The 14,098-nt window shown below is 66.7% G+C and carries 12 protein-coding genes; 11 read left to right on the plus strand and 1 reads right to left on the minus strand.

Features of this window, described 5'->3' with window-relative positions; all coding sequences use genetic code 11:
- Nucleotides 1-4 precede the first annotated feature (4 nt).
- The 11 genes from OHB12_RS11650 (at nt 5) to OHB12_RS11700 (ending at nt 13,456) form a co-directional block, all read left to right on the plus strand.
- Nucleotides 5-577: a hypothetical protein gene (locus tag OHB12_RS11650; protein WP_327118868.1), complete on the plus strand. Its 573-nt coding sequence runs from the start codon at nt 5-7 to the stop codon at nt 575-577.
- A 369-nt stretch (nt 578-946) separates the two neighbouring features.
- Nucleotides 947-2,503, plus strand: coding sequence for a hypothetical protein (locus OHB12_RS11655; RefSeq protein WP_327118870.1), 1,557 nt, complete (start codon nt 947-949; stop codon nt 2,501-2,503).
- A gap of 96 nt (nt 2,504-2,599) precedes the next feature.
- Nucleotides 2,600-2,983 (plus strand): hypothetical protein, encoded by a 384-nt coding sequence (locus tag OHB12_RS11660; protein WP_327118872.1) that lies wholly within the window; start codon nt 2,600-2,602, stop codon nt 2,981-2,983.
- Nucleotides 2,984-3,304: 321 nt separating this feature from the next.
- Nucleotides 3,305-9,319 (plus strand): MobF family relaxase, encoded by a 6,015-nt coding sequence (mobF, locus tag OHB12_RS11665; RefSeq protein WP_327118874.1) that lies wholly within the window; start codon nt 3,305-3,307, stop codon nt 9,317-9,319.
- Between the two features lie 257 nt (nt 9,320-9,576).
- Nucleotides 9,577-9,843 (plus strand): hypothetical protein, encoded by a 267-nt coding sequence (locus OHB12_RS11670; RefSeq protein WP_327118876.1) that lies wholly within the window; start codon nt 9,577-9,579, stop codon nt 9,841-9,843.
- A gap of 214 nt (nt 9,844-10,057) precedes the next feature.
- Nucleotides 10,058-10,372, plus strand: a complete 315-nt coding sequence (locus OHB12_RS11675) for a WXG100 family type VII secretion target (protein ID WP_327118878.1) — start codon at nt 10,058-10,060, stop codon at nt 10,370-10,372.
- Between the two features lie 3 nt (nt 10,373-10,375).
- Complete coding sequence (locus tag OHB12_RS11680; RefSeq protein ID WP_327118880.1) at nt 10,376-10,672, plus strand: WXG100 family type VII secretion target; 297 nt, start codon at nt 10,376-10,378, stop codon at nt 10,670-10,672.
- On the plus strand, nt 10,669-11,982 hold the full coding sequence (locus OHB12_RS11685) for a WXG100-like domain-containing protein (protein WP_327118882.1): 1,314 nt from the start codon (nt 10,669-10,671) through the stop codon (nt 11,980-11,982). Before OHB12_RS11680 ends, OHB12_RS11685 begins: the two co-directional genes overlap by 4 nt.
- 15 nt (nt 11,983-11,997) lie before the next feature.
- Nucleotides 11,998-12,474 (plus strand): DUF7674 family protein, encoded by a 477-nt coding sequence (locus OHB12_RS11690; RefSeq protein ID WP_327118884.1) that lies wholly within the window; start codon nt 11,998-12,000, stop codon nt 12,472-12,474.
- The gene (locus OHB12_RS11695) at nt 12,471-12,905 is read left to right on the plus strand and encodes a hypothetical protein (RefSeq protein ID WP_327118886.1); all 435 of its coding nucleotides are present in this window, start codon (nt 12,471-12,473) and stop codon (nt 12,903-12,905) included. The genes OHB12_RS11690 and OHB12_RS11695 overlap by 4 nt, the downstream gene beginning before the upstream one ends.
- Before the next feature lie 230 nt (nt 12,906-13,135).
- Nucleotides 13,136-13,456 carry a hypothetical protein gene (locus OHB12_RS11700; protein WP_327118887.1) on the plus strand — a complete coding sequence of 107 codons (321 nt, stop codon included), beginning with the start codon at nt 13,136-13,138 and terminating at the stop codon, nt 13,454-13,456.
- Here OHB12_RS11700 and OHB12_RS36250 read toward each other — a convergent pair.
- Nucleotides 13,378-13,764, minus strand: a complete 387-nt coding sequence (locus OHB12_RS36250) for a HalD/BesD family halogenase (protein ID WP_442800015.1) — start codon at nt 13,762-13,764, stop codon at nt 13,378-13,380. The two genes, OHB12_RS11700 and OHB12_RS36250, sit on opposite strands and share 79 nt — an antisense overlap.
- Nucleotides 13,765-14,098 lie beyond the last annotated feature (334 nt).

Genomic DNA, 14,098 nt, shown 5'->3' on the forward strand with positions numbered 1-14,098 from the left:
CGATGTGACTTCATCTCGCACCACGGTAGCGTTGACCCCGTTCGTGATCGAACTCGCCGCGCTCGAAGAGTTGGCCGATACCAATCCCCATCGAGCCCGCGCCATCTTCCGGGAAGCGTTGCACGCCATCACCCCCGCCGATTGGGCGTCTCTCGGACTCATCCACCATTCCTTTGCCCCGAAATCGGCGTTGGCGCGGGTCGTCCCGATCGCCAGCTGCCGCCTCGGTGCACCCGAGGTCGACGACGGCGACCGCACCGATCCCCGCACGAGCCTCTACACGCTGGCCGACGCCGCCGAGATCCCGGCAGAAGTCGAACTCGGCCCGTGGGTGCGGTCCCCGGCCCGCGAACTGGCCGATGAGCCGCGCCTGCATGCGATCCCGACCGCAGCCACCGACGCCATCCGCACCATGCCGGACGCCCTCGCGCGTCGCCGCGCCCGCCATGCACCCCGCCCCGTCGCACCCGTAGTGCTTCGGCATCGTGCCCGCGACGAACGCAGCGCCGCACGTCGCCGCCGCGCCGAAGCCGAGGCCGACGCCTACTTCGCGGACCGCCCGCTGCTGGCGGCCTGAGGCCCATCTCGCGCAGGAAGAACAACAGAAGGAGGCAGGTGGGGTGTCCGGGGTGTTCGTCTGGTCGGGCGCCCCGCCTGACTGAAGGGCTACCAGGGTGGCGCCCGCCGCGCTCTGCGGGCCCGCGCCCGTGCGTGCACGAATTTCCCCCTGGCGCGACGACCACCGCGATGGTGCCGGTCGGGTGATGTGCGCGGGAAATTCGCGCCCACCCGACGTTGGCGCGTTCCCTCCGGCGCGTCGGTCACCACCCTGGTCGATCGCCCTTCAGGCGGGTCACCCGACCAGCCGCCCACCCCTCGTGTTGCGAAAAGCGCACGCGATTGCCGGGGTGGGTTTCTTCTTTCCTCGCGAGACAGGACATTCGTCATGCCCAGTGCTTTCCACGATGCTCTGTTCCACCTGCATTGCCTGCACCTCAACAACCCACGCGCCGCACGCACGCTGTTCCCCGACGTGCTGGCCCTCGCCACACCGGACGAGCGTGCCTTCCTCGACGAGCTCGCCGACACCTTCACGCGCTACCCGTTCGAGACCGCGCACAAGCGGTTGGACGCGATGTGGAAGACAGCCGACTCCGAACGTCGGGAGCTGATCAACGCCTGCGCCCCCGACACCGATCCCGGGCTGCACCACCGCGAGTTGCCGGGGATCTTCGAGGTCTCTCTCGCCGCCGCCGAACTCCCGCCGATGCCGGTGCGCGACCGCTACCGGCCACTCGTCACCAAGCGTGCCCCCTCGCGGGCCACCGACGCCGCGCGCAACACCCCCGACCAGATCGCCGCGCGCGCCAAGGCACGCCCGACGTCCATACCCGGGGATCACCGCAGCCACGTGCTCGCCTACGCACTGGCCACTGACGCCCTCGTCACCGGCTATGTGACCAGTGCCCTGTTCACCGACAGTACGGCCATCCCCGATCCGCACGCGCAGCCTGAACCACCGCTGCGTGGCGACGCCACCCCGGTCGACCCGGAAGAGCGGCTGCCGCGTTCCCGCCTCACCCGGGATCACGCTGAAGCCACCGAGCTGTGGGCCCGCGCCTACCTCAACTACGTCGCCGACCAGTACGACGACGAGCACCGCGCCGCCTGGGACGCCCAGCGCAACCCCGACGCCGAGCACGCCGACGACGGCGCGCAGACGCTGGCCGAACGCGCCCGCGACTACCTCGCCACCCACGACGACACCGTGCCGCGCGCTCGACACGCCCGCCGACGCCGACCCGCAGGTGCGTCGCGGCGGCGCAGCCGGATCACCGAGGCCGAGGCCGAGGCGTTCGCCGCGGCCCGCACCGTACTGCGGGTACATGACGACGCGCGACCCGAGATCCCCAACCAGGGCAACGGCCTCGACTACGACGACGCCGCGATGGTCCCGGTCATGGGGTGGCGGTGTGTGTCCTGCTTCATCGAACGCGCCATGACCGACAAGCGACCCATCCACGCCCGCGACGGACAGCTGGTCTCCGACGACGGGCTCTGCGACTACTGCCGCGCCGACGGACGGCCGGGGATCGCGCCGCTGCCCGAGAAGTTCACCGTCGAGGACTTCGTGGTCTCGCGCTGTGAATTCCTCGCCGCCACCTACCCCGCGACCGCACACGCCCTGATCGCCGAAGTCTGGCATCGGGCGGCACCGCATCCGATCTGCCGCCACATCACGCGCTTCCTCGCCACCCATCTCGGCCTCACCCCCAACCCGGCCAAGCCGCTCCAGCGCGCCGCCGAGGTCGCCGCTGACGCGGCACCGCGCCCCCGCGCCGCCGCGCGGAGGAGACGGGCGAAGTTGGGCGCCGATCAGCGCCACGGCCGCTGCGATGGCTGCACCACCTACACCGTCGTCCACGCCGACAACTACTGCCTCACCTGCCGGATCGACCTCGGCCTCACCCCCGCCCGTCCCAGTCAGTCGCAGGCGGCCTGACCCCACATCTCGCGTCACCCCCTGATCGCCGGTCCGCCGCGGCTGCCCCGCGCCCACGACGGACCGGTCCACCACCCAACCTCAGGAGCCCACGCGATGCACCGACCCCCGACCGGCCTACGCCGCCTCACCCGAGCATTGCGCCGCACACTCACACGACACCGACATGCCGTCACAGTGCGGGTGTTCCTCAACCGCGCCCCGCACTCCATGCTCGACGGCTACACCTCCGCCGCGCCGCTCGTCCTCGCCTACGAGTACACCATCCCCGCCGGACGTGCACCGGCCGATGCGGTGATCCTCGAGCGCGTCTTCGCCGCGTTCAACGAGCACCCCGAGCACCCCGCCGACCAGGCCCACGCCGACGCGTGGGCCGACAAATGGTTGCGGTCGCTGTCGGTCGGCGATGTCGTCGCCATCGATGACCGCTACTACGCCTGCCACTCCGTCGGATGGACGCGCATCACCGCGCCCGCCTGAAGTTCCGCTGCGCCGACGACGTGGTACGGGATGCCCACCACCGGTCCCGTACCACCAACCGCACTGCCACATCCACAGGACACCATGCCTCTCCCACGCCATCTATCCGCTTGTCCACATCCATCCACCCCTCGCCCCACTCTTACTACCTACTACACTTCTTCCACACCTCACCTTCTCCTCTCTTTTTCTATTTTCTCAAGCACACCTCTTGCATCGAGGATAACTTTCCGGTAACGACCAGGGGATTCGCGCTATTTCTATATAAATAGGTAGATCACCGCCCTGGAATCGAGTGCCACATAGGCGCTTGATGGATATATGACCGCGACCATTCATAAAGTCGTGGCAGGCAATGGCTATCAGTACTACCTGCGTAATGTGGCCGCGCAGGACGCCAGCTCCCGCGGTCGCTCCAGCCTGGCCGAATACTACTCCGCCCACGGCGAAGCACCCGGGCGCTGGCACGGTGCCGGCTTGCCGGCGCTCGGTATCACCGCTGGGGACGAAGTCAGCGAAGAACAGATGAAGTCCCTGTTCGGACTGGGTCGCCATCCCAACGCCGACCTGATCGAAGCCGAGGTCTACGACGAACAGATCCGCCTCGGTGCCAAACACAAAGATGCGGCACGTGCAGCCGATCACGCCTCGCGTTTAGGCAACCCATTCCGCATTTATGCCGCGGTTTCCGAGTTCCGGAAGCGATGCGTGGACGCGTTCGAGCTACACAATATTGCGCACGGAGCAGACGCGCACGACGCCATTCCTGATGCGGAGCGGGCACTTATCCGCAGCGCTGTCGCGTTTGAAATGTTCACCGAACAGTATGCTCGCGCGCCGCTGAGTGAGCGGGAATTGTCCGGGTGGGTGGCGAAGAACTCGCGGCCGAACACCACCGCGGTCGCGGGTTTCGATATCACTTTCTCACCGGTGAAGTCGGTGTCGGCGCTGTGGGCTCTCGCGCCGCGGGCGGTCGCGGTGAAGATCGAGACCGCGCACCAGCGGGCGGTATGCGACGCCCTGAGCTGGCTCAAAGGGCACGGGATCTTCACCCGATTGGGTCGCAATGGTGTGCGTCAGGTCGATGTGGAAGGCGTCGTCGCGGCGTGGTTCACCCACCGCGATTCCCGTGCCGGGGATCCGGACCTGCACACCCATGTACTGATCGCCAACCGGGTGCGCACGCTCGATGGCAAGTGGCGCACGCTGGATGGCGCCACGATCTACCGGGTCGTGGTCACGGTGTCGGAGATCTACAACACCCGTTTGGAACACCACCTCGAAGATCTCGTCGGCGTCGAGTTCGCCGAACGCCCCACCCCAGATCCGGCCAAGCGCCCGATCCGTGAAATCGTCGGCGTACCGGCGCGGTTGATCGAAGCATGGTCGCGGCGCGAAGCGGCGATCAAGGTGCGCTTGGGTGAACTCGCCACGGACTTCCAACACCGGTTCGGGCGCGAACCGATCCCGGGGGAGATGTACGAGTTGGCCCAGCGCGCCACCCTGGAAACCCGCCCCGCCAAACACCAACTGCGGTCGCTGGCCGAACAACGCCGCACATGGCGGGCCGAGGCGGTGGCGTTGCTCGGCGGCCGGGAAGCATTGTCGCGGATGGTTGTGGCGGCCTTGAATCCGGTGCGTGCGCCCCGTGTTGCGGTGTCCGCGCAGTGGATTGCGCGCACCGCAGGCCACGTGCTGAAGGTGGTGTCGGAGCACCGATCGACCTGGCGGCGCAACAATGTGCGCGCCGAGGTAGAGCGGCAGGTGCGCGGTCGCATTCGAGGCCAGGATTGGGGACATGCCACCGAAGCCGTCCTGACCGAAGCACTCTCCTCGGCGCAGTCGATCGAACCTGGTGACCCTGATATCGCTGACGAGCCCGAATTGCGCACTGTGGGTGAGCTCTTGCGTCGTCGCGACGGCTCCAGCGTCTACACGTCGTCCGACTCTGCGCTGTACACCTCGGCGCGCACGTTGTCGGTGGAACGGGCGCTGATCGAGCTGTCGGTGCAGTCCGGCGCACGCCGACTCTCGCCCGACCTGGTGACCGCGGCGGTCCGCTACTACAACACTGCATTTCCGGATCGGCCGCTGAATGCCGGGCAGATCAGTGTCATCGAGGGCTTCGCGACCTCGGGTTTGCGGGTTCATACCGCCAACGCTCCGGCCGGTTCGGGGAAGACGACTGCGATGACCGTGCTCACCGATGCCTGGCACGCCAGCGGCGGGCAGGTACTCGGCCTGGCGCCTACCGCGTCGGCCGCCGCAGTGCTGGGTGAGTCGATCGGCGCCCGGGTGGAGACTGTCGACAAGGTCCTCGACGTCGTGGCGCGTCACACGCCGCGCCCTGACAATCCTGCTGTGGAGCGCGGGGTCCCGCCGTCATTGCCGGAGTGGGTGCTGCAGATCGACTCCGACACGTTGGTGATCGTGGATGAGCATGTCAAGCTCGGCAACCTCAAACGCCTTCGGCTGCTGCGGTTTCTGGCCGATCGCGGGGCGACGGTCCGCTGCATCGGTGACGATCACCAGCTGCCCGCGATCGAGGCCGGCGGCGCGGACGCCGACATGAACGCCGCCGCACCCGAACACAGCATGACCCTCACCCATGTCGTGCGGTTCGCCTCAACAGCCGAGGCGACGGCCAGTTTGCAACTACGCGAAGGCGATCCCGCAGCTCTCGGTTGGTATCTGGACAACTCACGTGTGCACGTGGGACACCAGGGCGCGACGCACGATGACGCCTACACTGCCTGGGTTACCGACCATCTCGCCGGCCGCGACAGCATCATGCTGGCCCCGACGCATGAGGTGGTGACCGCGCTCAACGCCCGTGCCCGCGCCGACCGCATCACCCGCGACGGTGTCGGCGTGGGCGCGGAATGCGTCCTCGCCGACGGCCTCGCGGCCTCGGTCGGTGACACAATCCGCACCCGCCGCAACAACCCTCGACTGCGTATCGGGGCACGTGATTGGGTACGTAACGGCTACACCTGGACCGTCACCGCCGTCCACGACGACGGCAGTCTCACCGCCACACACCTACGTTCCGGCGGAAAACAGGGCGAGTGTGTGCGTCTTCCCGCCGAATATGTGGCAACGCATGTGCGCCTCGGGTACGCGACGACGATCGATTCCGCGCAAGGAATCACCGTCGATACCTGCCATGTCGCGCTCACCGGATCCGAGTCGCGTCAACAGCTTTACGTCGCGATGACCCGCGGCGTGCACGCCAACCATGCCTACGTCCCTACCGCGCTCGACGGCAGCGAAGGCTCCTTTTGGAGCGAACCGGCGGTGTTTCCGCGCACTGCGGTCGAGGTGGTGGTGCGCATCCTCGGCCGCGACGGCGCACAAAAGTCGGCGCACACGCAGCTGCGTGACGCGCTCGACCCACACCGGCGGATCGGTCGCGCGCTCGATATCTACCTCGACGCGATCGGTGTCGCCGCCGAACACGCCCTCGGTCCCGACGGCCTGGATCGTCTCGACGCCGCCGCGGAAGCGCTACGCCGCAACCTCACCGACAGCCCCGCCTACCCCGTGCTACGTCAGCATTTGGCGGCGATCGCGCTATCGGGGCGTGATCCGATCGCTGCCCTGCACACCGCCGCCAGCGCGCGGGAACTTGACACCGCCGATGACGTTGCCGCCGTGCTGGACTGGCGTCTGGACCCTTCTGGCGCGCACTCCACCGGCGTCGGACCACTACCGTGGGCGCCCGGCATCCCCCGCGGGCTGCGCGCGGACCTCGACTCCACCCAACTCGCCGCCCGCGCCCAGATCGTCGGCGACCTTGCCGCGCAGATCCGCCGCGACGTCCAGTCGTGGTCACCAGTCACGGCACCGCACTGGGCCCGCTCCCTGGTCGGTTCCGATCCCGGGCTGCTCGCCGAGCTCGCGGTCTGGCGCGCCGCGCTGCACGTCGGCGACCGCGACATTCGGCCGACCGGTCCACCCCGCTACAGCGCACTCGAACGTGACCACCAGCAGCTGCTCGACGCGCGGGTCACCGACGCGCTCGGCGATACCCGTCTGCCGGTCCACAAATGGGCCGATACCCTCCAGCAACTGGACGCCCGAGTCGTCACCGACCCGTATTGGCCCGTCCTCGCCGACAAGATCGAGGTCGCCTCCCGCGCCGGAATCGACATCGAAACCCTCCTCACCGACGCCGCCGCACAACAGCCGCTGCCTGATGACATGCCTGCCGCCGCACTGTGGTCGCGCCTGGAACTGGAACCGTCTGCCCTCGACACCGGCCTCGGCCACCGAAACCTGCGCCCGGACTGGATCACCGATCTGCACACCGTGCTGGGCGATGACGCAGCCGACCGCGTCACCAACGACCCGGCATGGCCACGCGTTGTCGCCGCGATCGACCACGCCACTGGCACCGACTGGACACCGCAACAACTACTGACCACCGCCCACGAACTCCTCCTCGGCGCCGCCCAACCCGACGACACAACCGGCCTACGCCCCGACCAACTCGCCAACGCCCTGGCCTGGCGCATCGATGCCCTCCTGCACCACACCCACACCCCGCACTACGCCACCCCGACTGGCACCGAACCGCACCCCGCTACCTCGCCTGAACCCACCACCCCGACCCCGGAACCCGGACCCGAACACGACCGCAGCCCACACGTCGAGCCTGGACCGGCACAGGCCCCCGAATTCCAGCGTGAGCACGCGCGCACGGACGAGTCCGTGGGCGACCTTCCCGAAGGCATCCGCAGGGTCGCAGAGCTGTTTCGCACTGGCCAGATCACCGCCGCGGTCAGCGCGTTCCGCGACCTCACCGACATTGCCACCAATGATCAACGCACGGTCCTCTCGGACATCGCGGCAACGCTCTACCGCTACAGCTTTCCCGTCGCCCGCGCACGCCTGCGGTGGGCCGGTGAACGCTTCCCCCAGCACCGAGCACTCATCGACGCGTGCACACCGGCCGTCGACCCGCACGTCTACCAACCCGACACCACACCCGCCGAACCCGCCTACCGGCGTCACGAAGCCGCCCGCGATCACCACGAACACACCGACCCGGCCGCACGTCGCGATGCTCTCACCGACGCGCAGATCCAGGCCCGCCGGGCCGAGCAGGGTTACCACGACACCCGCGCCGACATCGACGACCAGCCCTACAATGACCTCGTCCCCGACGGCGTCGTGCATCACTACTACCGCCCTGTGCTGCCCGACGCCCGCCCGACCTACCGCCCGCTCGACTACGACCTCGCCGCCCTACCTGACACCCGCGGACTCGGCTGCGTAGCCTGCGGCCTCGAACGGCCCCGCACCGACGCCACCCCTGTGCCACCGCGGCGCGCCGACGACGGCCTATGCGGCGACTGCCGCGACAACCACGAACCCGCCATCCCCGACCACGAACCCGCCGACCACATCACCGCCCGCTGCGACCACATCGCGGCGACCAAACCCGATCCCGCCGCCCGCGCGATGCTCCGCCGCGACTGGCGCGCCACCCGAAACCCCGCGCACCGGGCCGCGATCGAAGCATGGATCCGCGACCACCCGCTGCCCGACACCGCGCCGGAATCACGCTCCCACGACTCGACCATCGCCGATCCAGCATTGGACAATCCACTGTTCGTTCTCACCGACGCCCAAATCGACGAGCACATCAGTGAACTTCACCAGCGCCTCGCACTCGCTGACACCGACACCTTCCTGTTCAACCCGCCCCAACACACCACAGACAGCCACCCATACGCCGACAATCTCATTCGCCACCACAAAGCCGCTAAACAGGCGATCCGCGACGCCCGCACCGCCGACCAACAACTCCACGCTGCAGTGAAAGCCGTCCACGCGGTCGCGACCGAACTCCACGAAGCGCGCGCCGCCCTCGATGCCACACCCGGCTACCGCCGTTGCCAACGCCACGCACTCCAGACCCGCATCAACACCCTCATCGCCGAACAAACCAACCGCAGCCGTGATCACAGCACCGCACGTGCCGCCGCCCGCAAAGCCAACCGCGACGCCATCCTGCTCGCCGGACCCGCCGACGGCTGGGACCAACTGCTCGACACCAACGCAGAACACACGCCCAGCGCGCACCTCCCCCGCACCGACGCATGGACCCAAGTCAGCGAGGAAACCCGGACGCGGATCGCCGATATCCACCAACAACTCGACCAGTACCGCGCCGAACAACACCGCCGCCGCACCCTCGGCTCGGCCCAGCTCGCGCACGAACAACAACTCCGACCACACAACGAACCGGCTGACAGCACATCCCTCGAGGTCGCTGGCGAGCAGGCCGAGCCATTCGATCGGCAGCCAGACGAAGGCCTCGGGCTGTGAGGAACGGGCCTCTTCGATCGCGCCACCCCGAATACAGCAGTTCGATGCTCGCCCGCGCGGCTAGCGTTGCCGGGCATGGACAGGATCGCCATCATCGGCTGCGGCGGCTCCGGTAAAGACCTACCCCACCCGCCAACTCGCCGCACTGCTCGATCTCCCCCTCCCCCACCTCGACGCCATCTTCTACGACCCCGCTGGAATCCCCTGCCGCAGAAGGAATTCGCCGACCGCCAACACCAACTGGTTGCCACACCTCGATGGCTGATCGAAGGCGGCCAGCACACTGCCGATCCGGATACAAGCAGCCGACACCGATCTTCCTCGACCTGCCCGCGATCACCTGCCTGCTCGGAGTCCTGCAACGCCGCTGGCGTTACCGCGGAGGCAACACCGAAGACGGTGTCTACGACCGCATCACCTGGAACTTCATCCGGGATACGTCTGGCGATATCGCCGAACCATGCGTCCCACGATCCAACAGCTGCTCGATGAGCGAGGCCCTGACACCACTGTCATCACACTGACCAGCCGGCGGCACTCCGCCGGATTCCTCCCAGCCTCCGGGAAGAACACTTCCGTCCCAACAGGCGCGTTGATTCGGCACACCCATCTCCGGCGACCAGCAGCCCACCCACCAACTGAACCGTTTGTGGGTGGGCCGGACAGGGAACCGGTGTGTTCTTCGGTGCGTCCTATAGTCATGGCGTGTCTGCGGACCGACACTACGAGGGGAGGCGTATGTCCGACGAGCTCGAGGCGGAAGTGGATCAGCTTCGTGAGGCCGCGCGGTTCATTTCTGACAAAGCCCAGATCATCAGGGATCAGGTGGCGCTGCTGGATACCACGATCGGTAAGGAACTCCTCGCTGACGGGTGGCAGGGCAAAGCGGCGTCGGCTTATGACGAGTCCTGGGTTGAATGGAAACAGGGTGCCGACGAGATCGTTGCCGCGCTGGACACCTCTGCGGCGAACCTGCTCGATGCAGCCAACCGGTATCAGATACGGGACTTCGCCAACCAGGACTCGATCACGCGAGCAGGAGAACAGGTGTAGGTCATGGCCGACGACTACAGCTACCGGGTCGATCTCCAGCAGCTCGACGACGCGATCGCCACCATGGCCACATTTGGTTCCGAGGTCGAGGGATGGTTACGGGAAGTCGACCAGAAGGTCGCCGAACTTCATCTGTCCTGGTCCAGTCAGGCAGCTGAAGCGCAACGCGCCGCGCACAACCGGTGGATGGCCGGTGCCGGCGAGATGCGGGAAAACCTCGACGAGTTGCGTGAGGTAGCGCGTCGAGCCCACACGAACTACACCGGGGCAATCCAGACGAACCAAGGAATGTGGCCGTGAGCCCCACCCCGAGTTTCCCGATCATCGTCTGCCGACAGGAGGACTACCGCTCCGCGGCTGAGGGGGTGGCGTTCATCCGGGACGACGCCACCGACGTGCACGGCGCATTGGTGCGGACACTGTCCGGCTACGGCGGGATGGCTGGCAGCGACAACGCCGGTACTCAGTGTGCGAAATCCTATGACGAAGCTGTGGACGCGGCTTTACAAACCTCGTCGAAGCTGGTGTCCACCTGCGCGCGCACCAGTGACCTGATCGCTGCCGGGGCCCACAACCACGCCGTCGCCGAAGCCAACGCGAACGGGGTGCAGCCGCCCCCGGCGCCTGCACCATGGATCGAGCCATGCTTGGCGATCGTGGCTCCCTCGGCTGGTGGGGGTGGCGGTCCGGAGCCGTTCGGCTGGTCGCTGATCAGATCGGTGTCCGGTCTGGTCTGGCCGAATGGGCATCAAGATCAGCTGAGAGCCGCGAAAGACGTCTGGTACGCCGCAGCCACGGCACTGGACACCGCAACGGTGCCGTTCCCCAACGCGGTCGGGTTGCTGATGAACCAGCAGTCGCCGGAAATCCCTGCCGCCGTAGCGAGGTGCAGTGAGACCTCGGGCAACTTCGTCGAGTTGCAGGCCGCGTTCCGGGAGATCGGTGACGCCTGCGGCGAGTACGCCCAGCACCTCGATGACGCTCACCACGAGATCCTCGACGAGCTGAAGAAGATGGCCATCGAGACCGCGGCATGGGAAACGGGGATGGCTGTCCTGATCCCCCTCACCGGAGGGCTGTCCGAACTCGGCGGGCACGGCGCACTCGCCGCCAGGATCGGCATCTACGCCGCCCGCATCGGACGCATCATCGACCGGCTCGTCAGCAAGGTCGTCACCCTCGTCAGCCGGATCGGGACTGCGGTCACCAGCAAGCTCAAACCGATGCTGACAAAGCTCGGTGAATGGCTGGACAAGGCCAAGACCAAGTGGTGGCGATCAGACCCCGCAGGCCCACCCCCCGGAGCGGCACCCAAGCCACCGGCGGTCAAACCAACCGTCAACGACCCCAAGTTGCAGAACATTCTCGACGACCTCTACAAGGGTTCGAACAACCCGAACAGAATCGGGGATGGAACCACCGCCGACGCGGTCCGCAACGAGCTGAAGACCCTGGAGCCCACGGAAGGTCGATGGCATCTGCAGAAGGCCATGGAGACACAAAGAGGACTCGCGAAATGGTTGATGAACAAGGCCAATACCGACCCCGCAGATCGGGCCGTCGCGATTCGAGAACTGCAGAACCTCATGGACGCGCTGGCCGGACGATAGAGGACGAGGCGAAACATGAATGACCGAAGCGACAAAGAGATCCTGGAGCTGATCGACGCCTGGTCGAGAGGCCTGGTACCCGAACAGGCCGGATTCATTCGAGGCCTCGCCGACCTCGAGCCCGAGATCCGGCCGCTCATCGCCGAGCACGTTCACGACTACGACGAGATACTGCCGACGTTGCTCATGTCCGACATCGCCCGCTGGGTGACCCGAGTGGCACGCGACCACGAGGACCCGCCAGCACGGTTGGCGCCGTTGTTCGCGCGCCTGGAAGTCGCCTGGGGTGACGGGCAGAATCCGGTGTCCGACCTGATCGCGGTGTCGTTCGTGGAGAACATCTTCGACGAATCCGAAGTAGTCAAACTGCTAGGCCCCAAACTTGCCCGCCACTACCGGATCCACACCGGTCAAGAGAAGGTGCGCAGCGACGAGAAACGGCCCATCCCCAACATTGTCGAGCAAGTGCTGAAGAAGCTGGGCCGGTCATGACCGATCTGCAGAAATGGGAACTGCAACTCCAGCAGGAGATCGCCCTGATCCGCCGCAGCGGGGATACTTTGGCGAAATCGTCGGCCACCGTAACCGGACGCGGCGAGGTTCGTGGCGTCTCGATCGAAGTCAACGCCAGCGGCGACATCACCAACCTGCAGATCGCGCCCGCCGCCATGGGTTGGTCCAGTTCAGAGTTGACCAACGCGCTGCTCGACTGTCACCGCAAGGCGCGGGCCGATGCCGCCATCAGAATCGAAAGAATCATCGGAACCGCCGACCTCCCCCTCCGCGGCCCGCTACGGGAAATGCTCGGCGAGAACGAGACTGAACCAGCCGAACCCAAACGACAGATGACCGAAGAAGAAATCCAGGCCGCCGACGACGCCTATTTCGAACGCATCAACCAAGGCTGGAGAACTGACCTCTGACATGACAACCCGCGGCGCACGACCCCCAACTACAGCCCAGTCGCACCCGATCGGCGGCAGCCTGGGCGGATCGTCCCCGCTGCGCGGGCAGCGCCAGTTCGCCCACTGATTGCCGACGTCTGAGGCGGGATCATCCGCCGCGTGCGCGGGGAGCGCGTCGTCAAACCGATCGGCCTGCCGTTCCCGTTCGGGTAATCCCCGCGTGCGCGGGAAGCACGAGGGCTGGAGTGATGGACCACAGCGACTTCGGCATCCTGCAGAAGTTCCGCGCCGCCGCCATCAAGCCTTACCGGCATCCCGGCTGGGACTGCTCGCCAGCGTCCTCGATCCCTGAAAGCCACACATCTGGACGGCGGCACCGCCGCAACGTTGCACGAATTCTGGCTCTGCGACCGGTGGCTCGCGTCGACATCGTGGGCTCGGAGATCCCTGCCTCCGAGTGCCCCGACTACGCATCACCAAGCGACCGCAACTACCTGCGGTACGCGAAGTTCGCCGACCTCGACACCGGCGCCGGGCACTCGGCAACCCACACCAGCGCGAAACTGTAATCATCCCAATGCCAAACATGCGTGTCACCAGACTCTTCGAGCCGTGTGATCACGAACTGCTCCGGCTCGTACGGACACCGAAACACCGGCTCACCGACCACCTCCGCCAGCACGGCAGACAACACCGGTGATTGATAAATTCGCTCGATTACCGAACCACCCCCGGAAATCTCTGCCCTCGTCACGTTCCGCATCCGCTGCAGCGTGAACCCGGTTTCCGCCACCACCAGATCACGGCGCACACCCGCCTGCTCCACCAGGCCGATCGCATCGGCAGCCACCGCGCACCGCACACTCTCAGGCACCATCCACGAGACCACCACGCATCCCCGACGCTCGAGGTCGGCGCGCGCCGGACCGACCGCCCGGCGCTAATCGCCGACTCGACTCCAATCCGTACCCAGTATTCGCCTCACCCCCTATCCCACCGCGCTCTATCGATGCTGACCCCTAAAAGAGGCCCACACACGCCCAGTTGACCGAACAACGAGGATCGAGCCGTTAGATCAGGCTCCTATGAATGTGCTCTCGGCCGTCCGTGTTTCGGATACCCAGCATGCCAGCTCAATTCCACAACTACAGGCGTGTCTCTCAGTTTCGCTGTTGGCGGCGGCTCCCCGCCAGGAATACGGTGGCGCTGAT

It is taken from the genome of Nocardia sp. NBC_01730 (assembly GCF_035920445.1).
In the GTDB taxonomy this organism is placed as follows: Bacteria; Actinomycetota; Actinomycetes; order Mycobacteriales; family Mycobacteriaceae; genus Nocardia.